At 62.5% G+C, this 21573-nt stretch carries 23 protein-coding genes; 15 read left to right on the forward strand and 8 right to left on the reverse strand.

Features of this window, described 5'->3' with window-relative positions:
• Positions 1-68 precede the first annotated feature (68 nt).
• From ACB032_RS19580 to ACB032_RS19590, 3 genes are read left to right on the forward strand one after another with little or no spacing between them, the layout of a single operon-like run.
• On the forward strand, positions 69-578 hold the full coding sequence (locus tag ACB032_RS19580; protein ID WP_039215262.1) for a gluconokinase: 510 nt from the start codon (positions 69-71) through the stop codon (positions 576-578).
• The gene (gene edd / locus ACB032_RS19585; protein WP_371138597.1) at positions 575-2371 is read left to right on the forward strand and encodes a phosphogluconate dehydratase; all 1797 of its coding nucleotides are present in this window, start codon (positions 575-577) and stop codon (positions 2369-2371) included. Before ACB032_RS19580 ends, edd begins: the two co-directional genes overlap by 4 nt.
• A 20-nt stretch (positions 2372-2391) precedes the next feature.
• On the forward strand, positions 2392-3033 hold the full coding sequence (locus tag ACB032_RS19590) for a bifunctional 4-hydroxy-2-oxoglutarate aldolase/2-dehydro-3-deoxy-phosphogluconate aldolase (protein ID WP_371138598.1): 642 nt from the start codon (positions 2392-2394) through the stop codon (positions 3031-3033).
• Positions 3034-3130: 97 nt separating this feature from the next.
• On the opposite strand, the gene ACB032_RS19595 is transcribed toward ACB032_RS19590, so the two are convergent.
• Complete coding sequence (locus tag ACB032_RS19595; RefSeq protein ID WP_371138604.1) at positions 3131-4138, reverse strand: substrate-binding domain-containing protein; 1008 nt, start codon at positions 4136-4138, stop codon at positions 3131-3133.
• Positions 4139-4228: 90 nt separating this feature from the next.
• Between ACB032_RS19595 and ACB032_RS19600 the strand changes: the two genes are divergently transcribed.
• Positions 4229-4879 (forward strand): Qnr family pentapeptide repeat protein, encoded by a 651-nt coding sequence (locus ACB032_RS19600; RefSeq protein ID WP_219255893.1) that lies wholly within the window; start codon positions 4229-4231, stop codon positions 4877-4879.
• A 121-nt stretch (positions 4880-5000) separates the two neighbouring features.
• On the opposite strand, the gene envC is transcribed toward ACB032_RS19600, so the two are convergent.
• Both envC and gpmM read right to left on the reverse strand, forming a co-directional pair.
• Entirely contained in the window at positions 5001-6350 is a 1350-nt protein-coding gene (envC, locus tag ACB032_RS19605) for a murein hydrolase activator EnvC (protein ID WP_323967672.1), read from the reverse strand.
• Between the two features lie 9 nt (positions 6351-6359).
• On the reverse strand, positions 6360-7889 hold the full coding sequence (gene gpmM, locus ACB032_RS19610; RefSeq protein ID WP_016349104.1) for a 2,3-bisphosphoglycerate-independent phosphoglycerate mutase: 1530 nt from the start codon (positions 7887-7889) through the stop codon (positions 6360-6362).
• A gap of 325 nt (positions 7890-8214) precedes the next feature.
• On the opposite strand from gpmM, the gene ACB032_RS19615 reads away from it, so the two are divergent.
• The 3 genes from ACB032_RS19615 to gpsA are packed head-to-tail and all read left to right on the forward strand — an operon-like array spanning position 8215 to position 10171.
• Positions 8215-8646 carry a rhodanese-like domain-containing protein gene (locus ACB032_RS19615; RefSeq protein WP_005307875.1) on the forward strand — a complete coding sequence of 144 codons (432 nt, stop codon included), beginning with the start codon at positions 8215-8217 and terminating at the stop codon, positions 8644-8646.
• A 47-nt stretch (positions 8647-8693) separates the two neighbouring features.
• The gene (gene secB, locus ACB032_RS19620; RefSeq protein WP_011704300.1) at positions 8694-9164 is read left to right on the forward strand and encodes a protein-export chaperone SecB; all 471 of its coding nucleotides are present in this window, start codon (positions 8694-8696) and stop codon (positions 9162-9164) included.
• 2 nt (positions 9165-9166) lie between these two features.
• Positions 9167-10171: an NAD(P)H-dependent glycerol-3-phosphate dehydrogenase gene (gene gpsA / locus ACB032_RS19625; protein ID WP_371138599.1), complete on the forward strand. Its 1005-nt coding sequence runs from the start codon at positions 9167-9169 to the stop codon at positions 10169-10171.
• An 83-nt stretch (positions 10172-10254) separates the two neighbouring features.
• On the opposite strand, the gene nfuA is transcribed toward gpsA, so the two are convergent.
• Both nfuA and ACB032_RS19635 read right to left on the reverse strand, forming a co-directional pair.
• Positions 10255-10833, reverse strand: a complete 579-nt coding sequence (gene nfuA / locus ACB032_RS19630) for a Fe-S biogenesis protein NfuA (protein WP_011704302.1) — start codon at positions 10831-10833, stop codon at positions 10255-10257.
• 80 nt (positions 10834-10913) lie between these two features.
• A complete protein-coding gene (locus ACB032_RS19635; RefSeq protein WP_371138600.1) occupies positions 10914-11642 on the reverse strand; it encodes a ComF family protein in 729 nt (242 codons plus the stop codon).
• Positions 11643-11678: 36 nt separating this feature from the next.
• Between ACB032_RS19635 and bioH the strand changes: the two genes are divergently transcribed.
• The 4 genes from bioH to ACB032_RS19655 all read left to right on the forward strand — a co-directional run bounded on the left by bioH (position 11679) and on the right by ACB032_RS19655 (position 13920).
• On the forward strand, positions 11679-12443 hold the full coding sequence (bioH, locus tag ACB032_RS19640; RefSeq protein ID WP_371138601.1) for a pimeloyl-ACP methyl ester esterase BioH: 765 nt from the start codon (positions 11679-11681) through the stop codon (positions 12441-12443).
• Between the two features lie 71 nt (positions 12444-12514).
• Positions 12515-12748, forward strand: a complete 234-nt coding sequence (locus ACB032_RS19645) for a flagellar hook protein FlgE (RefSeq protein ID WP_042065963.1) — start codon at positions 12515-12517, stop codon at positions 12746-12748.
• A 1-nt stretch (position 12749) separates the two neighbouring features.
• The gene (locus ACB032_RS19650; RefSeq protein ID WP_286042186.1) at positions 12750-13547 is read left to right on the forward strand and encodes a putative metalloprotease CJM1_0395 family protein; all 798 of its coding nucleotides are present in this window, start codon (positions 12750-12752) and stop codon (positions 13545-13547) included.
• A gap of 94 nt (positions 13548-13641) precedes the next feature.
• Positions 13642-13920, forward strand: a complete 279-nt coding sequence (locus ACB032_RS19655) for a hypothetical protein (RefSeq protein ID WP_011704307.1) — start codon at positions 13642-13644, stop codon at positions 13918-13920.
• 55 nt (positions 13921-13975) lie between these two features.
• On the opposite strand, the gene ACB032_RS19660 is transcribed toward ACB032_RS19655, so the two are convergent.
• On the reverse strand, positions 13976-16282 hold the full coding sequence (locus ACB032_RS19660; protein WP_371138602.1) for a Tex family protein: 2307 nt from the start codon (positions 16280-16282) through the stop codon (positions 13976-13978).
• Between the two features lie 269 nt (positions 16283-16551).
• Positions 16552-17025 carry a transcription elongation factor GreB gene (greB, locus tag ACB032_RS19665; RefSeq protein ID WP_011704309.1) on the reverse strand — a complete coding sequence of 158 codons (474 nt, stop codon included), beginning with the start codon at positions 17023-17025 and terminating at the stop codon, positions 16552-16554.
• A 236-nt stretch (positions 17026-17261) separates the two neighbouring features.
• Here greB and ompR point away from each other — a divergent pair, with 236 nt between their 5' ends.
• Together ompR and envZ are read left to right on the forward strand one after the other, a co-directional pair.
• Entirely contained in the window at positions 17262-17981 is a 720-nt protein-coding gene (ompR, locus tag ACB032_RS19670; protein WP_005307934.1) for a two-component system response regulator OmpR, read from the forward strand.
• Positions 17978-19288 carry a two-component system sensor histidine kinase EnvZ gene (gene envZ / locus ACB032_RS19675; RefSeq protein WP_017410611.1) on the forward strand — a complete coding sequence of 437 codons (1311 nt, stop codon included), beginning with the start codon at positions 17978-17980 and terminating at the stop codon, positions 19286-19288. The genes ompR and envZ overlap by 4 nt, the downstream gene beginning before the upstream one ends.
• Positions 19289-19323: 35 nt before the next feature.
• Here the strand turns inward: envZ and ACB032_RS19680 are convergent, their stop codons facing one another.
• Complete coding sequence (locus tag ACB032_RS19680) at positions 19324-20238, reverse strand: DMT family transporter (protein ID WP_371138603.1); 915 nt, start codon at positions 20236-20238, stop codon at positions 19324-19326.
• A 356-nt stretch (positions 20239-20594) separates the two neighbouring features.
• On the opposite strand from ACB032_RS19680, the gene rpsJ reads away from it, so the two are divergent.
• A complete protein-coding gene (rpsJ, locus tag ACB032_RS19685; protein WP_005307944.1) occupies positions 20595-20906 on the forward strand; it encodes a 30S ribosomal protein S10 in 312 nt (103 codons plus the stop codon).
• Between the two features lie 22 nt (positions 20907-20928).
• Positions 20929-21561 carry a 50S ribosomal protein L3 gene (gene rplC, locus ACB032_RS19690; protein ID WP_010672559.1) on the forward strand — a complete coding sequence of 211 codons (633 nt, stop codon included), beginning with the start codon at positions 20929-20931 and terminating at the stop codon, positions 21559-21561.
• Positions 21562-21573 lie beyond the last annotated feature (12 nt).

The following is a 21573-nucleotide window of genomic DNA, read 5'->3' on the forward strand; positions in this document are numbered from 1 at the left end:
ACCGGTAACGTGCTAAGTTAGAACCCATCGGCAGCACGTTTTTTGAAAAATGAGATAGAGGTCAAACAATGGCGGGTAAGAGCATTATCGTGATGGGTGTATGTGGTAGCGGCAAGTCCAGCGTGGGCCTCAAGGTGGCCGACGTGCTGGGCGCCAAGTTCATCGACGGTGATGATCTGCACCCCAGGGCCAATATCCAGAAGATGGCCGGCGGCAACCCGCTCAACGACGAGGACCGCGCCCCCTGGCTGGAGCGGATCCGTGACGCGGCCTACAGCCTGGAGCAGAAGAACGAGGTGGGCGTCATCGTCTGCTCGGCCCTCAAGAAGCAGTACCGCGACCAGATCCGTGAAGGCAACGAGTCGGTCAGCTTCCTCTTCCTCGACGGCAGCCAGCCGCTGATCCTCGAGCGGATGCGGGCCCGCAAGGGCCACTTCATGCGCGAAAGCATGGTACAAAGTCAGTTCGATACCCTGGAGCGCCCGGACGGCGAAGCCGGTGTATTCCACATCGATATCGACGGCACCTTCGAACAGGTGGTTGATCGCGCCGTCACAGCATTGGAGCAAGCCCAATGATCCATCAGGTCATTTCCAGCGTCACCGCCCGCATTCGCGAGCGCAGTGCCGCCCGTCGCCAGGCCTTCCTGGCCCGCATCCAGCGTCAGGCCGATCAGGGCAAGACCCGCGCCGCGCTGGCCTGCGGCAACCTGGCCCATGCCGTGGCCGCTTCCAGCTGTGACGAGAAGGGGCGCATCCTCGACATGACCCGCGCCAACGTCGGCATCGTCACCGCCTACAACGACATGCTGAGCGCCCATCAGCCCTATCAGGGCTATCCGGACATCATCAAGGCCGCGCTGGCCGAGCTGGGCCACAGCGCCCAGGTGGCCGGTGGCGTGCCCGCCATGTGTGACGGCGTGACCCAGGGGCAGCCGGGGATGGACATGTCTCTGTTCTCCCGCGACCTGATCGCCCAGGCGACCGCGCTGTCGCTCTCCCACAACACCTTCGATGCCACCCTGCTGCTCGGTATCTGCGACAAGATTGCGCCGGGCCAGATCATGGGGGCGCTCTCCCACGCTCACCTGCCCACCGCCTTCGTGCCGGCCGGTCCGATGGCGAGCGGCATCAGCAACGACGAGAAGGTGAAGGTGCGCCAGCAGTACGCAGCCGGCGAAGTGGGCCGTGAAGCCCTGCTGCAGATGGAGTGCGGTGCCTACCACGCGGCGGGCACCTGTACCTTCTACGGCACTGCCAACACCAACCAGCTGGTGTTCGAGGCCATGGGCCTGATGCTGCCGGGCTCCGCCTTCGTGCACCCGCACAGCGAGCTGCGCCGCGCCCTCACCGAGGAGGCGGCCCGCCGCATCAGCGCCATGATCCCGGGTTCCCCGGCCTATCGCCCCCTGAGTGCGGTGATCGACGAGCGCTCGCTGGTCAACGGGCTGGTGGCCCTGCTTGCCTCCGGCGGCAGCACCAACCACAGCATCCACATGGTGGCGCTGGCCCGCGCCGCCGGCCTGCACCTGACCTGGGACGACATCAGCGATCTCTCCGACGTGGTGCCGCTGCTGGTGCGCATGTACCCGAACGGCCCGGCCGACGTCAACGCCTTCGAACAGGCGGGCGGTGTGCCCGGCCTGATGCGCCGGCTGGCGCAAGAGGGGCTGATCCACCTGGACGCCACCCCGGTCTTTGGCGAGATGCAGGATTACCTCAGCCGTCCGGCACTGGTGGATGGCCAGCTGGTATGGCAGCCGGTGGGCGAGAGCGGCGATGCGGGCGTGTTGTCGCCTTCCGGCAGCGTATTTCAGGCCACCGGCGGCACCAAGCTGCTGGCGGGCAATCTGGGCCGCGCCGTGGTCAAGGTCTCCGCCGTGGCTCCCGAGTATCGGGTCATCGAGGCGCCGGCCCGGGTCTTCTCCTCCCAGCATGCGGTGGAGGCGGCCTACAAGGCGGGCGATCTCAATCAGGACGCCGTGATCGTGGTGCGCCACAATGGCCCGGCCGCCAATGGCATGCCGGAGCTGCACAAGCTGATGCCGGTGCTCGGCAACCTGCAGAAGGCGGGTTACAAGGTGGCGCTGGTCACCGATGGCCGTCTCTCCGGTGCCTCCGGCAAGATCCCGGCCGCCATCCACGTCACCCCAGAAGCGCTGCACGGCGGGGCCATCGGCCTGCTTGCCGATGGCGACCTGCTACGGGTTGACGCGGTCAACGGCAGCCTCGACTGCCTGACCGACTTGAGTGGCCGTACCCAGGCCGAGATCGACCTCACTCTGGAACAAGAGGGGTGGGGCCGTGAACTGTTCAGCGTGATGCGTCGCGCGGTATCGAGCGCCGAGTGCGGCGCCACCATCTTTGATTAAGAGCTGACTAAGGAAGAGCTATGCAGAACTGGAAAGTGACCCCGGCCGAGGTGTTTGCCGCCTCCCCGCTGGTACCCGTGATGGTCATCAATGAGCTGGAGCAAGCCCTGCCGATGGCCAAGGCGCTGCTGGACGGCGGCATCTCGGTGTTCGAGATCACCCTGCGCACCCCGGTTGCGCTGGAGGCCATCGCCCTCATCGCCAAGGCGATGCCGGACGCCATGGTCGGTGCTGGTACCGTGCTCAACTGCGCGCAGTTTGACGCCGCCGTGGCCGCCGGTGCCCGCTTCGTCATCTCCCCGGGGATGACCCCGGCCCTGCTGGCCCACGCGGCCAACAGCACGGCGCCGCTGATCCCGGGCGTGGCCACCCCGTCCGAGGTGATGCAGGCGCTGGAAGCGGGTTACGACCACCTCAAATTCTTCCCGGCCGAGGCGAACGGCGGCACCAAGGCGCTCTCCGCCATCGCCGCGCCGCTGCCCCAGGTGAAGTTCTGCCCTACCGGCGGCATTGGCCCGAAAAACGTGGCCGACTACCTGGCGCTGAAATGCGTCGCCACCGTCGGCGGCTCCTGGATGCTGCCGGCAGAGGCCGTCAAGAACGGTAACTGGGAAGAGGTGACCCGCCTCTCCCGCGAAGCCGTCGCCCTGGTCGTATCCTGATTTGACGCCGGCGTGAGCCGGACCTTCCGTTTGCCAAGCAAGCAGGCCACCCTCGGGTGGCCCGCTCTGTTTTGGCTGCATGGCGGGGATCTGGCCCTCAGCCCAGGCTGTCCCCTTCGTACAGGGAGAAGCCCATGTCGAGCCGGGTGTCGGCTAGCGGCTGGCCGTTGAGGCGGGCCAGCAGCATGGTGGCGGCCGCACGGCCGATCTCCTTGCGCGGCGTGACGATACTGGCCAGCTTGGGGGTCATGGCGTGGCCGATGTCGAGGGCGTTGCTGCCGGCGATGGCGATCTGCTGGGGCACGGGTATCCACTTGGCCTGACACTGCAGCAGGGCGCCCACGGCCAGGTCATCGTTGGTGCAGAACAGGCCGTCCAGGTCGGGATAGCGCACCAGCGCCTGCTCCAGCAGCTGGCCGCCGAGGGTGAAGCTGGAGGATTGCTCGGTCAGCAGGTGCTGGCCGCTCAGGCCGAAGTCCTGCATCGCCTGGTAGTAGCCTTCCATCCGCAGTTGGGTGCGCACGTCGAGCCGCGCGCCGAGATAGACCAGCTTGCGTCGGCCCCGGCGCAGCATCTCTGTTACCATGGCCCGGGCGGCCGCCCGGTGATCCATGCCGATCACCATGTCGATGGGGTTCTGCGGCAGATCCATGGTCTCCACCACCGGGATGCCGGCGGTGGCGATCATCTTGCGGGTGCGCTCGGTGTGCTGGCTGTCGGAGAGGATCAGCCCATCCACGTGATAGGAGAGCAGGGAGGCGACCTGCTCCTCTTCCCGCTCCGGGCTGTAGCCGTAGTGGGCCAGCAGGGTCTGGTAGCCGGCGGGCCGGGTCACCGACTCGATGCCGTGCACCACGGCGGAGAAGACCTGGTTGGAGAGGGAGGGGATCAGGATGCCGATCGCCTTGCTGGTGGCGTTGGAGAGAATGTCCGGTGCCCGGTTGGGGATGTAGCCGAGCTCTTCCACCGCGGCGGCGATCCGCTCGCGGGTGCCCTCGGCCACGGCCTGTGGGTCGCGCAGGTAGCGGCTGACGGTCATCTTGGTGACCCCGGTCAGGTCGGCTATGTCCTGCAGGGTGGGGCGGCGCTTGCGGGTGTCGTTCATCTCGGGATCCGGCAGAAATGTTACACGTAACATTACCGTTTTTGTTTAACAAAGTCAGCATATGACGCCATCAACAGGGGGAGTCGCGGGATGATCAAGGACAAGTGCTTCGAGGGCGTGCGCTTCGAGCAGCAAGACCTGGAGGGGGAGCAGTTCCAGGGTTGCCGTTTCATCGGCTGCAACTTCTCCTGGCTCGATCTGGCCGAATGCCGCTTCGTCGACTGCAGCTTCTATGACCGGGAGCGCGAGCTGAGCTGTTTGCTGCAGGGTTGCGACCTGCGCGAGGCCAGCTTCCTGCGCTGCGATCTCACCATGGCCGACTGCAGCCAAAGCCAATGTCTGGGGCTGGAGCTGCGCGACTGTCAGGCGCTGGGGATCAACTTCTCCCGCGCCAGCTTTGCCAACCAGATCACCGTCAAGAGCTACTTCTGCGAGGCGCACCTGACCGGCAACAACTTCAGTTACGCCAATTTCGAAGGGTGCCTGCTGGAGCAATGCGAATTGAGCGGCAATCGCTGGCAGGGGGTCAACCTGTTCGGTGCCTCGCTGGCGGGCTCCGATCTCAGCGGATCCGAGTTTGGCCAAATAGACTGGGCCAGCGTCAACCTGCAGGGTTGTGACCTGCGCCAGTGCGATCTGCCGGGGCTGGATCTGCGGCGGGTCAATCTGGACGGGGTGCAGATCAACGAAGATCAGCAGCAGGCCTTGCTGGAGCAGATCGGGCTGATCGTCTTCCCCTGAGCTGGCAGGAAAAGAGGTAAGTTTTCGTCATCTGCCGTCATGCCCGCTGCTGGCGGCGATCAAAAAAGCCTGCATGATGCAGGCTTTTTTGGATGACAGGTTGGCGGCCGGGTGGCGGTGATCAGCGCTTGGCCAGCCACTTGGTGGGGTTGATCGCCTCGCCCTGATAGCGGATCTCGAAGTAGAGGCCGGGCCTGTCCTGGCCGCCACTGTCGCCGACCAGCGCCACCGGTTCACCCTGTTCCACGTTCTGCCCCACCTGGCGCAGCAGCGACTGGTTGTGACCGTAGAGGCTCATGTAGCCGCGGCCGTGATCGATCACCAGCAGCATGCCGAAGCCATCGAGCCAGTCGGCATAGACCACCTGGCCCGGTGCCACCGCCTTGACCTGGGTACCCTCACTGGCGCCGATCAGGGTGCCTTTCCACTTCAGTTCGGCGGTGCGCGGCGAGCCGTAGGCAATGAGGATGGGGCCCTGCACCGGCCAGCGCAGGCTGCCGTTGGTCTTGAGTCCGCTGTAATAGCCGGCACTGCTGATCCCCGAACCTCGCTCGGGTTTGCTGCTGGCCACTTCCTCGGTCGGCTGCTGTTGCTGGGCTGCCTGGTTTTGCTGGGCGGCGAGCCGCTGTTGCTCGGCACGGCGCTGCTCTGCCAGCTTGCGCTGCCGCTCCTGCTCCGCCTTCAGCTTGGCGAGGCGTTCCCGCTCGGCCCGTTCGCGCCGTTCCTGCTCTTCCCGCTGGCGGCGCAGCTCTTCCAGCCGGGCTTTCAGGGTTTTTTCCGCCTTGACCAGTTTGCTCAGCTTCTGTTCGTCATCCTGAACCGATTGCTGCAGCTGGTTGCGCACCTTGGCGCGGCTCTGCTGGCTGGCCAGCAGGCTCTGATGATGTTGCTGCTGTTCGCTCAGCAGGCTTTGCAGCCGGCTTTCGGTCTCTTTGGTGGCCTGCTGGTTTTTGGCCAGCTTGGTGCGGGTGGCACGCAGCGCCTCGATGGCTTCGATGCGAGCCTTGTTGAGGTAGTCGTAGTAATCGAGGGAGCGGCTCAGTTTGGCCGGATCCTGCTGATTGAGCAGCAGTTTGAGGTAATCGTGGTTGCCGGCGGTGAAGGCGCTCTCCGCCTGCTTGGCCAGCAACTGCTTCTGATGGCTGGCCTGCTGTTCCAGATCCAGCTTGTCCTGCTGCAGCCCCACCAGTTTCTGCTGGTTCTCTCTGAGCTGCTGCTTGGTCTGCTCGAGCTTGGCGGCGGCGGCCGAGATGGCCTGCTCATCAGCCTTGAGCTGGGTATTGAGCTTGGCAAGCTCCTGCTTGCTGAGCTTGATGGTCTTCTGCTGTTCCTTGATCTGGGACTGCATGGCACCGAGCTGCTGGTTGGCAGCCCAAGCCGTGGCCGGCCCGAACGACAGACAAAAAAACAGCGCGCCGGCCAACAGGCCGACGCGACTGGTTTTGGTTGAAATAACTTCGCATCCCCGCATGGGGAAGGATTATTTCAGAATCATCAGGGGCTTGCCAGTCATTTCCGGCGGTACCGGCAGACCCATCAGGGTCAGCATGGTGGGGGCCAGATCGGACAATTTGCCGCCTTCAGCCACCTCGGCCTTGCGACCGAAATAGATGAGCGGAACCGGCAGATTGGTGTGGGCGGTGTGCGCCTGACCGGTCTCTTCGTCCATCATCTTCTCGGCGTTGCCGTGGTCGGCGGTGATCAGGCACTCGCCACCCACTTCGGCCAGGGCGTCGGTGACGCGACCGATGCAGTGGTCGACCGCTTCACAGGCTTTGACCGCGGCGTCGAACACGCCGGTGTGGCCGACCATGTCGCCGTTCGGGTAGTTGCAGATGATGACGTCGTACTTGCCGCTCTTGATGGCGCCGACCAGCTTGTCGGTCAGCTCTTCGGAGCTCATCTCCGGCTGCAGGTCATAGGTGGCCACTTTCGGGCTGGCGACGATCTCGCGATCTTCGCCAGTGAAGCAGGCCTCTTCGCCGCCGTTGAAGAAGAAGGTGACGTGGGCATACTTCTCGGTTTCGGAGATGCGCAGCTGGGTCTTGCCTTGCTTGGCCAGCCATTCACCCAGGGTGTTGACCAGCGCGGTCGGCGGGTAGGCACAGGCGGTTTTGATGTCGGCCGCGTACTCGGTCAGCATCACGAAGTTCAGCGCCGGGGTGGCGGTGCGGGCGAAGCCGGTGAAGTCGCTGTCGACGAAGGCGCGGGTGATCTCGCGGGCACGGTCGGCACGGAAGTTCATGAAGATCAGCGCATCGCCATCCTGCATGGGAGCGGCGGCACCGATGCGGGTGGCTTTGACGAATTCGTCGTTCTCGTCGCGAGCGTAGGCGGCGGCCAGGGCTTCGCTGGCGCTGTCGGCGGTGAACTCGCCCTTGCCCTGGGTCATCAGGTCATAGGCTTGTTGCACGCGATCCCAGCGGTTGTCGCGGTCCATGGCGTAGTAACGGCCGATCATGGAGGCGAAGCGACCCTTGCCCAGGCGGGCGAACAGGGCATCGAACTGCTCGATGGAAGACTGGGCGGAGCGCGGCGGCACGTCACGGCCATCCAGGAAGGCGTGGAAGTAGATCTGCTCGGCGCCACGCTTGGCGGCCATTTCGATCATGCCCATGATGTGCTCTTCGTGGCTGTGCACGCCACCCGGGGACATCAGGCCCATGATGTGTACGGCCTTGCCCTTGGTCACGGCAGCATCGACCGCCTTGGCCAGCTCGACGTTCTGGAAGAAGTCGCCGTCCTGGATGTCTTTGGAGATGCGGGTCAGTTCCTGATAGACGATGCGACCGGCGCCGATGTTGACGTGGCCCACTTCGGAGTTCCCCATCTGACCATCCGGCAGACCCACGTCCAGGCCGGAGCCGGAGATCAGGGTGCTGGTGTAGTCACGGGCGAGACGGTCGAGGTTGGGAGTCTTGGCGGCAGCGACGGCGTTGTGCTCTTGCTTGGTGCTATAGCCCCAACCGTCCATGATGACCAGAACCAAAGGTTTCTTAGCTGTTGACATAAGGCTATGTCCTCTCGGATAGGAATGAATTGCGGGAAGTGAAACTAGCGTAATATTACTACATCTGCCGAAATAGTCACCTGATAGCCAAGCCCCGTCCGGTGGGGGCCGCACGCTGTTGCCGAGCTGTTTCTGCTTTGTCGCCGGCTTGTCGCACCACTCGACGAATCCTCGCCCTAGCGGGCTGAATGCCACTTTTTATGCCGCCGCTTTCCCCCGTCCCCGTCTGGTGGGAGCCCGCTCCCGCTTTGCCGCCAAGATGGCTGATCTTGGCTGGGTCCCCATGTATACTCGGGCACTTGTCTTGGTCCCTGGATAGTAGAAGATGCAAGAGTATTTGGATTTTGCGGCCCGCAACCCGCTGCTGACCGCAGCCTGGTTCGGCCTAGCAGGCACCCTGGTTTACACCACGGTGCGTGCTCGTTTTTCTCCGGTGAAGTCGGTGAACAACCACACCGCAACCCTGCTGATCAACCGTGAAAACGCCACCGTGGTGGATATTCGCAGTCAGGAAGAGTTTGCCAAGGGCCATCTGGCCGGTGCCCAGCACCTGCCGCTCAGCCAGATCCAGAGCAATAATCTGGGCCCGGTTGAAAAGCATAAAGATGCCCCCATCATAGTGGTGTGCGAGTCGGGGATGACCGCTGGTGGCGCGGGTCGCCAATTGAGCAAAGCCGGCTTCAAGCAGGTGTATGTGCTCAGCGGTGGCATGGCCCAGTGGCGTGCAGAGAATCTGCCGGTGACCAAAAAACGCTGATTTAAGGGCCTGCGCCCACCTATTTTCATAAAAAGGAATCAAACAAAATGGCTGAAGAGATCAACAACCAGGAAGTACAACCGGAATTCCACATCCAGCGCGTCTACACCAAGGACGTCTCCTTCGAAGCGCCGAATACCCCGCACATCTTCCAGAAAGAGTGGCAGCCGGACGTTAAGCTGGACATGGACACCAAGACCAACATCCTGGCCGACAGCGTCTATGAAGTGGTGCTGACCCTGACCGTGACCTGCAAGCTGGAAACCGAAACGGCCTTCCTGTGTGAAGTTCAGCAAGCCGGTATCTTCACCATCGGCAACCTGCCGGAGCCACAACTGGCTCACTGCCTGGCTGCCTTCTGCCCGAACATCCTGTTCCCGTATGCCCGCGAAGCGGTGTCCAATCTGGTGAGCAAGGGTTCCTTCCCGCAGCTGAACCTGGCACCGGTCAACTTCGATGCTCTGTTTGCCCAGCACATGGCGCAGGCACAGGCCCAGCAGGCGACTGCGGAAGCCTGATAATGGCCGACCAGATCGCTATCTCGGTCTTGGGGGCGGGGTCTTATGGCTCCGCCCTTGCCATTTCTCTGGCGCGCAACGGTCATCCGACCCTGCTGTGGGGTCACGACCCTGCCCATGTCGCCGAGCTGGAACAAGACCGCTGCAACAAGGCTTTTCTGCCGGATGTCCCTTTTCCTGCCGATCTGCAGCTGACCGCCGATCTGCAACAGGCGGTACAAGCTGCCCCGGTGCTGCTGCTGGTGGTGCCGAGCCATGTGTTCGGCCAGGTACTGGCCCAGGTCAAACCCTTCCTGCGCCCGGATACCCGTATCGCCTGGGCCACCAAGGGGCTGGAGCCGGACAGCGGCCGCCTGCTGCAAGACGTGGCGCGCGAGGTGTTGGGTGACGAGATTCCGCTGGCGGTGATCTCCGGCCCTACCTTCGCCAAGGAGCTGGCCGCCGGTCTGCCGACCGCCATCTCGGTGGCGTCGACCCACGACGACTTCGCTGACGATCTCTCCCTGCTGCTGCACTGCGGCCGTTCGTTCCGGGTCTATACCAATCCGGACTTCATCGGTCTGCAACTGGGCGGGGCGGTCAAGAACGTCATCGCCATCGGTGCCGGTCTCTCCGACGGGCTGGGTTTTGGCGCCAACGCCAGGACCGCGCTCATCACCCGGGGTCTGGTAGAGATGCAGCGCCTGGGCGCCGCGCTCGGGGCAGATGCCAAGACCTTCATGGGGATGGCGGGGCTCGGGGATCTGGTGCTGACCTGTACCGACAACCAGTCGCGCAACCGTCGCTTCGGGCTGGCCCTCGGGGCCGGCAAGGATGTGAACACTGCCATGGCCGAGATCGGCCAGGTGGTGGAAGGCTATCGCAACACCAAGGAGGTGCATCTGCTGGCGGCCCGCTGTGGCGTCGAGATGCCCATCTGCGAGCAGATCTTCAAGGTGCTGTACGAAGGCAAGAATCCGAAAGAAGCGGCCATCGCTTTGCTGTCGCGAGACAAGAAGGACGAGTGATCCGCCCGCTGCAGAATGCAAAAGGCCCCGCCAACTGGCGGGGCCTTTTCTTTGCCGCATGTCTTTGCGACAAGGGCAGAAAATCAGTAGTAGGAGTGATCGCCGCGCTGGTGCTCGGTGGCATCCTTGACGCCGTTGAGCTCGCCCGGGAATTTCTCCAGCAGCTGTTTCTCGATCCCCTCTTTCAGGGTGTAGTCGACCATGGAACAACCGTTGCAACCACCGCCAAACTGCAGGATGGCCAGCTTGTCCTCGGTCAGCTCGACCAGGGTGACCTTGCCGCCGTGACCGGCCAGCATGGGGTTCACCTCGGACATCAACACGTACTCGATACGGTCGATCAGCGGGGCGTCGTCGGCCACTTTGCGCATCTTGGCGTTCGGGGCTTTCAGGGTGAGCTGGGAGCCCATCTGATCGGTGACGAAATCGATGGTGGCATCCACCAGGAAGGGGGCGCTCAGGGGATCGACCAGGCAGTCGAAGCCGCTGAAGGGCAGGTGTTGATCTTCCGGATCGACCGCGTCGGGTGGGCAATATGATACGCCGCACTCGGCATTCTGGGTTCCCGGATTGACCACAAACACCCGGATATTGGTGCCATCAGGCTGTTTTTCCAGCAGTTTACGGAAATGGGCCTGGGCGGTGTCGGAAATGCTGATCATCACTATCCTCATAAACCTGAGTGTACGACTAGGGTATTCATGATAACTCTCTTGGCAAGGCTTGGGTAGCATGCCGATGGTTACTTGAGATGCTTGAGGGTGCGACAGACGGCCCACACTTCCACCTTTGTGACTCCGCCCTCATGGAGCAAGCGGGTGAGATGGCCGGCGGTCGCGCCCGTGGTGACCACATCATCGAGCAGCGCCACGTGCTGGTAGGCGTGGGGGCGGATCTGGAAGGCGCCGCGCAGATTGCGCCGCCGCTGGCCGGCACTGAGCTTGGTTTGCTGCGGGGTTGCCCTGACCCGGCGCAGCAGGCGCTTGTCACAAGGAATGCCGGTCAGCTCGCTGAGAGCGAGGGCTATCTCTTCCGCCTGATTGAAGCCGCGCCACCATTGGCGCCACCAGTGCAGCGGCACCGGAATGATGGCCTCTGGCGGCTCGCTGAGATCCAGATGATCGGCCAGCAGCCGGGCGAGCAGCGGGGCCAGCAGGATCTGGCCGGAATACTTCAGCCGGGGGATCAGCATGGGGTAGGGTGGCCGGTAGTCACCGATGACCTGCAGCCGCTCCCAGGGCGGCGGCCTGCGCTGGCAGCGACCGCAGATCGGCAGGCGTTCTTCATGCATTGCCGGCAAGGGGGCTGCACACAAGCGGCAGGTGTGGTCAGCTTGCTGCAGTGCCTGCCGGCACCAGCTGCACAGCAAGGGGTCAACATCGCAAGGCTGCTGGCAGAGCAGGCAGTTGCCCTGCCAATCGGCGTGGCGGCCGAGGATCGGACTTGCTTTGGCGAGCAGCCGCTTTAACATGCTGACCCCAACAGAGTGAACAGGATCTGAGTCTAGATGAGCGTGTCGGTTGAGCGGTTTGGTCAGGGGCCCGATCTGGTGCTGTTGCACGGATGGGGAATGAATGGCGCGGTCTGGCATGGCATTGTGCCGGCCCTGGCGTCTCGCTATCGCGTCCATCTGGTGGATCTGCCCGGCTTTGGCAACAGTCCGCTGGCAGGCGAGGTAGCGTACAGTCTGCCCTGGCTGGCTGAACAGGTGGCAGCCATCCTGCCGGAGCAGTGTCATTTGCTGGGGTGGTCCCTCGGTGGCCTGGTGGCAAGCCAGTTGGCCTTGAGCCATCCCGAGCGACTGCACTCCCTCATCACGGTGGCCAGCTCCCCCTGTTTCATGGCCCGTGACGAATGGCCGGGGATCGCCCCCAAGGTACTGGCCGGTTTCAACCAGATGCTGGCGGGGGACTTCAAGCAGACCATCGAACGCTTCCTGGCGATCCAGGCCATGGGTAGCGAACATGCCAGGGATGACATCCGCCAGTTGCGCCACTGGCTGGCGGAGCGGCCCGCTCCCCAGCTGGCGGCGCTGGAGGCCGGACTCGGTTTGCTGGCCGAGGTCGATCTGCGTGATGAGCTGACACCATTGAGCCAGCCTTGGCTGCGGGTCTACGGTCGGCTGGATTCGCTGGTGCCCAAGGCGTCCATCCCTCTGCTGGACGAGCGTTACCCAGGCAGCCGCAGTGTGGTGCTGGAAAAGGCCTCACATGCACCCTTTATTTCCCATCCACAACAGTTCATTGAAATTATTGAACATTTTGTAGGTTGAAAAATAGCCAATTTGCTTCATTAATCCTCTGGCGTGACGGATAATTAATCCAGTGTCAGAGGAGAGTTGTCATGCGTATAGATTCAGCATTGAACAGCGGTGTGCAAGGCTTTCAGCGTGCGGAGCAGATCGCCGACAAGGCGTCCAGCCAGATCGCCAGGCTCAATACCCCGAGCGGTGACAAGGTTCAGCTGCCCGATGAGTTGGTCAACCTCAAGAGTGCCGAGGTGCAGGCCGGCGCCTCTGCCAAGGTGATCCAGACCGCCAGCGACATGATGGGAACCCTGATCGACATCCGGGTGTGACATGAACATCAATGTCAGTCTGCCGACCATCATTCCCAACCAGCTGCAACCGCAGACGGAATCGGCACGCACTGACAATCGTCGCGCGGCACTCATCCCCCAGAGCCGTCAGAGCGAGGCTTTCAACGCTGAGTCCGAAGTCGGCTCCCAGAAAGAGAAGTCCAGAGCCAGCCAGGCCAATCCCAATCAGACTTCCCAGCAGGCCCGAGAAGGCTCCCAGACCGGCAACCCGCAGGCGGCGATCGACAATCGCTTCGTCGAGGCCACCGGTGAGGACGGTCAGCGCAACAAGCAGCAGGATCCCAAGCAGCAGGAGCAACAGCAGAAGCAGGAGTTGCAGGTCAAGGAGCTGGCCGACAGGGATCAGGAGGTGCGCACTCACGAGCAGGCGCACCAGAGCACCGGCGGTCAGTATGCGGGCAGCCCTACCTATGAATTTGCCATGGGGCCGGATGGCAAGCGTTACGCGACCGGCGGTGGCGTCTCCATCGACATCGGGACCATCCCCGGCGATCCCAGAGCCACCATCGCCAAGATGCAACAGGTGCGGGCCGCCGCACTGGCGCCTGCCGAGCCCTCCTCTCAGGATCTGAGCGTAGCCAGAAGTGCTGCAGCCAAGGAGGCGCAGGCCCGCAAGGCACTGCTCTCATCCAACCCTGATACCGCCCTGGCTGCCGATGGCAGCGCCAAGACGGGCGTGCTGAACGGCTACATGGAGCAGCGCAACCAGGTCATCGCCCAGCGTTATCAGCAGGCCGTCAAGCCTGCGGCCCAGCAGAACCTGAGCCTGAGTGTCTGAGGTTTCCACTGTATTTCCGCCCGGTTTTTCCCTCGCGAGCAGGCATTTGCAACTAATCTGAGGGGTAATCCCATCCACGCTCACAGGAGTCGTCATGCACTTTGATGAAGTCAAACCGGAAGATTTTGCCACCTTCTCCCGTGTACCGCCGCCGCACCTCCAGATGGAGCAGTTCTTGATGCAGCTCGGCGGGGGCGGTACCGAAGGCACCCATTTCAAGAAGAAGGTGATGTTGGCGGCAGGCTGGAGCCATACCGGCGTGGTCTCCTATGGCAAGTATCCGCAAGAGGCCTGCAAGGCATTCAACCGGCTGCGGGAAGTACTGGCAGCCCATCGGGAGGCTGACGCCATTCTGGCTGCGCTGGCCCAATGAGGTTGAACAACGGCGACAAAAAAGCCCCTCGCGGGGCTTTTTGCATTCCGGGGGCTTATTTCTTCAGCTTCGAGAGTGCGGCCGCGAAGGCGTTGCCCATGGCGCCATCGGCCGGGGGACTCTGACGCGGTGCCTGCTTCGGTTTGGCATTGCCGGTGTGGCGCGGCTCGGCCGGTTTGCGTGCTGGCTGGCCGGCTTTTTCATCCAGACGCATGGTCAGACTGATTCGTTTGCGCGGTACGTCTACTTCCAGCACCTTGACCCGGACGATGTCGCCAGCCTTGACCACCTCGCGGGGATCCTTGACGAAGCGATCGGTGAGGGAGGAGATGTGCACCAGGCCGTCCTGATGGACGCCGATGTCGACGAAGGCGCCAAAGTTGGTGACGTTGGTGACCACCCCCTCCAGCACCATCTCGGGCACCAGATCGCTGATTTTCTCTACCCCTTCCTTGAAGGTGGCGGTCTTGAACTCGGGACGCGGGTCGCGGCCAGGCTTGTCCAGCTCACCGATGATGTCGGTGACGGTAGGCACCCCGAACTGCTCGTCGGTGTAGTCGGCGGGTTTGAGAGTGCGCAGCAGGCTGCTGTTGCCGAGCAGGCTGTCCACGGTCTGCTCCAGCTTGGCGAGGATCCGCTCCACCACTGGGTAGGATTCCGGGTGCACCGCCGAGCCGTCCAGCGGGTTGCTGCCGCCACGAATGCGCAGGAAGCCGGCGCACTGCTCGAATGCCTTGGGCCCGAGTCGGCTTACTTTCAGCAGCTGCTGACGACTCTTGAAGGCGCCGTTCTCGTCGCGGTAGGCGACGATGTTCTGGGCCAGGGTCTGGGAGAGGCCGGAAACCCGGTTGAGCAGGGCGACCGAGGCGGTATTCACATCCACCCCGACTGCGTTCACGCAATCCTCGACCACCGCATCGAGCCGGCGGGCCAGCTGGCTCTGGCCGACGTCGTGCTGGTACTGGCCGACACCTATGCTCTTGGGATCGATCTTGACCAGCTCTGCCAGCGGATCTTGCAGTCGGCGGGCGATGGAGACGGCGCCGCGAATGGAGACATCGAGATCCGGAAACTCCTGGGAGGCGAGCTCGGAGGCGGAGTAGACCGATGCCCCCGCTTCACTCACCACGATTTTCTGCGCCTTGGCGGCCGGGTAGCGCTCGAACAGATCGCTCACCAGGCGGTCGGTTTCCCGCGAGGCGGTACCGTTGCCGATGCTGATGAGTTCGACCTTGTGCTTCTGGCACAGCTCGCTCAGGGTCTTGAGACTCTGGTCAACCTGGCGCTTGGGTTCGAACGGATAGATGGTCGTGTGATCGACCAGCTTGCCGGTGGCATCGACCACCGCGACCTTGACCCCGGTGCGGATACCCGGATCCAGCCCCATGGTGCAGCGCATGCCCGCCGGCGCCGCCATCAGCAGATCCTTGAGGTTCATGGCGAATACCTTGATCGCCTCGTCTTCTGCTGACTCGCGGATGCGGCCGATCAGCTCGGTCTCCATCTGCAAGGAGAGCTTGATCTTCCAGGTCCAGCTCACCACCCCCTGCAGCCACTTGTCGGCCGGACGATTTTGCAGGTTGAGCTTGAGGTGATGAGCAATGATCCCTTCGCAGGGGCTGGCACCCTCATCGTCGCCGGCAACCAGCGCCAGGTTGAGGATCCCCTCGTTGCGACCGCGCAACATGGCCAGTACCCGGTGGGAGGGGGCCTTGTGCAGCGGTTCGTCGTGCTCGAAGTAATCCTTGAACTTGGCCCCTTCCTGTTCCTTGCCGGCCACTACGCGGGCGTGCAGGGTGGCGTTGTGCCATAGGTAGTCCCGCAGCTTCTCGAGGAGATCCGCCTGCTCGGCGAAGCGCTCCATCAGGATGTAGCGGGCACCGTCGAGGGCGGCCTTGCCGTCGGTGATCCCCTGCTCGGCATTGAGGAAGCGAACCGCCTCCTGCTCGGGATCTTTCAGCGGGTCGCTCAGCAGTAGGTCGGCCAGTGGCTCCAATCCCGCCTCGATGGCCATCTGCCCCTTGGTGCGCCGCTTGGGCTTGTAGGGGAGGTAGAGGTCTTCCAGCCGGGTCTTGCTGTCGGCGTCATTCAGCTCGCGGGCCAGTTCCGGGGTCAGTTTGCCCTGCTCTTCGATGGAGCGCAGGATCACCTGGCGGCGATCCGCCAGTTCGCGCAGGTAGCCGAGGCGACTCTCCAGGGTACGCAGCTGGCTGTCGTCCAGGCCGCCGGTCACCTCTTTGCGGTAACGGGCGATGAAGGGGACGGTAGCGCCTTCGTCCAGCAGGCGAACGGCGGCCTGCACCTGTTCCGGGCGGGCATTCAGCTCACCGGCAATCTGATGTTCTATTACGTGGCTTTGCATCGAGGGTCTCTTGGTCGGGTCCTGGTCAACGGGCAGGCGCGAGGCGATGTCGCCGGGCAGGGGGTCTGTCCTGGCGGTACTCAAGGTACCAGCCGGACCACTGCCGCGCGGGCCGGTTGGCGCCGCAAGGCGCCGGGTGTGAGCACTATATGGGGTCGGGCAGCGGGATGCCACCCCGGCAAAAACGACGCTTGTCATACCCGTTGGGTGGACATGCTCGGTCTCTCCTGGCCTCGTCAGCCGATCTGGCCATCTGGGCCGGCGCTGGCTTATTTGGGATAGCTGATCTCATTGATGTACCAGCAGGCGTCACCGACTGGCGTACGTACTATGGCCTCGTCCCCCACCTCTTTCTTGAGCAGGGCGCGGGCCATGGGGGAGTCGATGGAGATGTAATCCTTGCGCTCGAAGATCTCGTCATAGCCGACGATGCGAAAGCGCTTGGTCTCTCCCTCCTCGTTTTCCACCTCGACCCAGGCACCGAAAAAGACCTTGCCCTCCTGGGCGGGGGAGTAGTCGACGATCCCCAGCTCCTCGAGGCACTTGCGCAGGTAACGGACCCGCCGGTCGATCTCCCGCAGCCGTTTCTTGTTGTATTGGTAGTCGGCATTCTCGCTGCGATCACCGAGGCTGGCTGCCCAGGCCACTTTGCGGGTGGTCTCGGGGCGCTCCTCGCGCCAGAGGAAATCGAGCTCCTGTTTGAGCTTGTTGTAGCCTTCACGGGTGATCAGCTTGGTCTTCATCGGTCGTTACCTGTGTCAGTGGGGCTGATGAGCCTCTTATGGCTCGGCAGATCTTATCCGTTGTCGCCTTGCTGTCGAGCAAAAACTGGGGCGTCTGAGGGGATGCCTGAGTGATGAGAAGCGGGGTGAAGGGGCGCAAAATCAGCTGAATGGGCAATAACCGGTAACATATTTAGGCTTGGCCGTTACGAGCCCGAGCTCTAGTATTGGCAGCATATCGAGAGGAGAGGCAAGCAATGAGTCAGCAATACAAGGTTCTGGTCGTCGACGATGATTTGAAATTACGTTCCCTGCTGGAGCGCTACCTGACCGAACAGGGGTTCGTGGTTCGGGGCGTCGCCAATGGTGAACAGGCCGACCGCCTGCTGACCCGTGAGAATTTCAGCCTGATGGTGCTGGATTTGATGCTGCCGGGGGAAGACGGCCTCTCCATCTGCCGCCGCCTGCGCGAGGCTGGTAACCAGATCCCGGTGCTGATGCTGACCGCCAAGGGGGATGAGGTGGATCGCATCGTCGGGCTCGAGATGGGGGCCGATGATTACCTGCCCAAGCCGTTCAACCCCCGTGAGCTGCTGGCCCGGATCCGCGCCGTGCTGCGCCGGCACACCGTCGAGTTGCCGGGCGCCCCCTCCACCGCCGAGAAGGTGGTGAGCTTTGGCAGCTATCAGCTCAACCTGGCGACCCGCGAGCTGAGCCGCGATGGTGATCCGGTTGCGCTGACCAGCGGCGAATTCGCCGTGCTCAAGGTGCTGGTGAGTCATCCGCGCGAGCCTCTCTCCCGCGACAAGCTGATGAACCTGGCCCGCGGTCGCGAATATACCGCCACCGAGCGCAGCATCGACGTGCAGGTCTCCCGCCTGCGTCGTCTGCTGGAGCAGGATCCGGCGCAGCCCCGTTATCTGCAGACCGTCTGGGGTCTGGGCTATGTGTTCGTGCCGGACGGTGATGGCGAATGAAGAAAGTGAGCAGCATGTTCTCCCGCATGCTCTGGTTTTTGGCCGCCGTGCTGGTGGTCTATCAGTTTGTCTCCTATGCCACCTTCTACAACTATCTGCTGGCGCCGACTGTCAAGCAGATCAGTCACCTGCTGGCCAACCAGGTCAAGCTCATCTTCCCGGTCGAGAGCAACCAGCTGGCGCTGAGTGAAGACGCCGAGGCGCTGGTCTATGTGGCGACCGGCAGCGACATCTATACCCAGACCGAGGCGGAGCAGCACGGGCTCAACGAGTCCAAGCCCTACACCTATCTGGAAGAGAGCATCAGCCGCGAGCTGGGGGGCAAGACCAAGGTTAGGGTCGAGATCCAGGATCACTACATCATCTGGATCCAGCCGCCCCAGGCCAACAAGGTGTGGGTGCGCATCCCGCTGACCGAGATCGAGGACGACGATATTGAACCGCTGATCCTCTACATGAGCGTGCTGCTGGTGGTGACCCTGTTCGCCGCCTGGCGCTTTGCCCGCCAGCTGGTGCGGCCGCTGGAGGATCTGGAAGCGGGGGCCGTGGCGGTGGCGCGTGGCAATTTCCCCGATGCGTTGGGGGAGCAGGGATCGCGGGAGGTGCGTCGGCTGACTCGCACCTTCAATCACATGTCGAGTTCCATCAAGGGCCTGATCGAGGAGCGCAACCTGATGATGGCGGGTGTCTCCCACGATCTGCGTACCCCGCTGACCCGTATCCGGCTGGCGACCGAAATGATGTCCTCCGGGGATGAGTACCTCAAGGAGAGCATCAATGCGGACATTGACGAGTCCAATGGCATCATCGATCAGTTCATCGATTACATTCGGCCGGACGAGGGGCTGGATACCCAGCAGATCGACCTGACCCAGCTGATCCACGACAGCTTGCTGGTGCAGACCGATCAGGGACTGGAGGTGGAGCTCGAGTTGCCGGCCGAGGCGGTACGGGTGGCCTGCAACCCCATCAGCATCCGCCGCATCCTCAACAACCTGTCGGGCAATTCGCTGCGCTATGGCGCAAGCCGGCTGCAGGCCGAGCTCAAGGACGATGGCCACTGGGTGCGGCTGCGCCTGTCGGATGACGGCCCCGGCATTCCGGAGCAGGATTACTACCGGGTGCTCAAGCCCTTCACCCAGGGCAACGAGGCCCGTACCGGCAGCGGCAGTGGCCTGGGGTTGGCCATCGTCGCCAAGATCGTGTCCCAGCATCATGGCACCATCAGGCTGGGGCGCTCCGAGCTGGGGGGCTTGCTGGTGGAGATCCGGCTGCCCAAGAACCAGCCGCTAGAGTGGATTGATTGAACGAAGGGCGTATCCGTGGATACGCCCTTTGCATGTCAGGCTTGCGGCTCGCTAGTCTTGCGGTAGCGCCTGCCGTATTTCAGCTGCTGGATCAGCAGGGCGGCGACGATGAGCGCCAACCCGATCGGGGTGGCCGGGTGGATTGTCTCGCCGATCAGCAGGTTGAGCAGCACCAGCGAAGCAAACGGCGAGATGAAGATGAGGTTGCTGATGGGGGCCGTGTTGGTGGCGTGGCGCAGCGCCATCAACCAGAGCACGAAGCCAAAACCCATCTCGAACAACCCCACGTAGATGGCGCCGGCCCACCCCTGCCAGGCGGTCATGGCAAAGTCCGAGAGCAGCCAGGTCGCCGCGACGATAAAGGGCAGGCTGATGATGAAGCCCAGCAGCAGACTGACGATGGGATCGCCCTGGTTGCGGGTGTTGAGGATCCAGTAGCCGGCCCAGATCAGGGTCGACACCAGTGCCAGCGTGACGCCGAGGGGGCTGTCGAACTGCAGACCGAATACATCCCCCCTGGTGGCGATCACCAGCGCGCCGAAGTAGCCGAGCACGATAGCCACCCCGTCGCGGCGGCGCAGTTTCTGACCTAGGAAGGGCACCGCCAGCAGACTGAGGGTGATGGCCCAGGTGTAGTTGAGGGTCTGTGCCTGTTGGGCGGGCAGCAGGTCATACGCCTTGAACAGCAGCAGGTAATAGAGGAAGGGGTTGAGTACCCCCAGTGCCAGATAGTAGAGGGGGCGACTCTTGATGTAGCCGAGCAACAGCGGCAGTTTGCCCTGACAGGCCACGATCCCCCCCAGCGTCAGGGTCGAGGTGCAGGCCGCGACCAGCAGCAGCTGTACCGGTTCAAAGTAGGCGAGGGAGATCTTGAAGGCGCTGGCGACCGTCGACCAGAGGGCGACGGCGCAGAGTCCATATTGATAGGCTTTTTTCTGATCTTTGAGCATGGGGTGTCGTTCCGATGACGAAGGCCGGCGCACAGTCTACCAGCCTGTTTGCAACATTGTCGTTCCCCCCGTCAGGCAAGGGCTTGCCCAGCCGTTGGCGAGGTCCATCTGTCACATAAAATTGCGCACAATCTGTTCGCCTTCTCTTGCGCAAATTGAAAAAATCCGTATAATCCCCTCCGCTTACCCATGAGGTAAGTCAGACGATATGTCTGCTTGCTGAGTTTCCCGCTTGCGGGGGCCAGCCATACAGTCCTCCCGATATGGGAGGAAACGTGAAAAATCACACCTCTGGCGGGAGTAATCTCGGTCGGGCGGTGTTGATTTATGTTCTTTTATCTATTGGAGCTCTGTCAATGCAGAACCAAAGAATCCGTATCCGCCTGAAGGCTTTTGATCATCGCCTGATCGATCAATCCACTGCGGAAATCGTTGAAACTGCAAAGCGCACCGGCGCGCAGGTTCGCGGTCCTATTCCGCTGCCGACTCGCAAAGAGCGCTTCACCGTCCTGATCTCCCCGCACGTCAACAAAGATGCGCGTGATCAGTACGAGATCCGCACTCACAAGCGTCTGGTAGACATCGTTGAGCCGACTGACAAGACCGTTGACGCCCTGATGCGTCTGGATCTGGCAGCTGGTGTAGACGTCCAGATCAGCCTGGGTTAATTACGGAAAGAGGTTGATAACAATGACAATCGGTCTTGTAGGTCGCAAAGTGGGTATGACTCGCATCTTCACTGAAGATGGCGTTTCTATCCCGGTGACTGTTATCGAAGTTGAAGCTAACCGTGTAACTCAGGTCAAATCTGTAGAAACCGACGGCTACAACGCTATTCAGGTTACCACTGGCGCCAAGAAAGCCAGCCGTGTAACCAAGCCGGAAGCTGGCCACTTCGCCAAAGCTGGTGTAGAAGCCGGTCGCGGTCTGTGGGAATTCCGCCTGAACAACGGTGAAACTTTCACTGTTGGTAGCGAGCTGAAAGTAGATCTTCTCGCTGACGTTAAGCTGGTAGACGTTACCGGCACATCCAAGGGTAAAGGTTTTGCCGGTACTGTTAAGCGCTGGAACTTCCGCACCCAGGATATGACCCACGGTAACTCTCTGTCCCACCGTGTACCTGGCTCCATCGGTCAAAACCAGACCCCGGGCCGTGTATTCAAGGGCAAAAAGATGGCTGGTCACATGGGTGCTGAGCGTGTAACGACTCAGAACCTGGAACTGGTTCGTGTTGACGCTGAACGCAACCTGCTGCTCATCAAAGGCGCAGTACCGGGTGCAACCAACGGCAACGTGATCGTTAAACCTGCCGTCAAAGCGTAACGTCTGAGGAGA

It is taken from the genome of Aeromonas sp. S5(2024) (assembly GCF_041403025.1).
GTDB lineage: Bacteria > Pseudomonadota > Gammaproteobacteria > Enterobacterales > Aeromonadaceae > Aeromonas > Aeromonas hydrophila.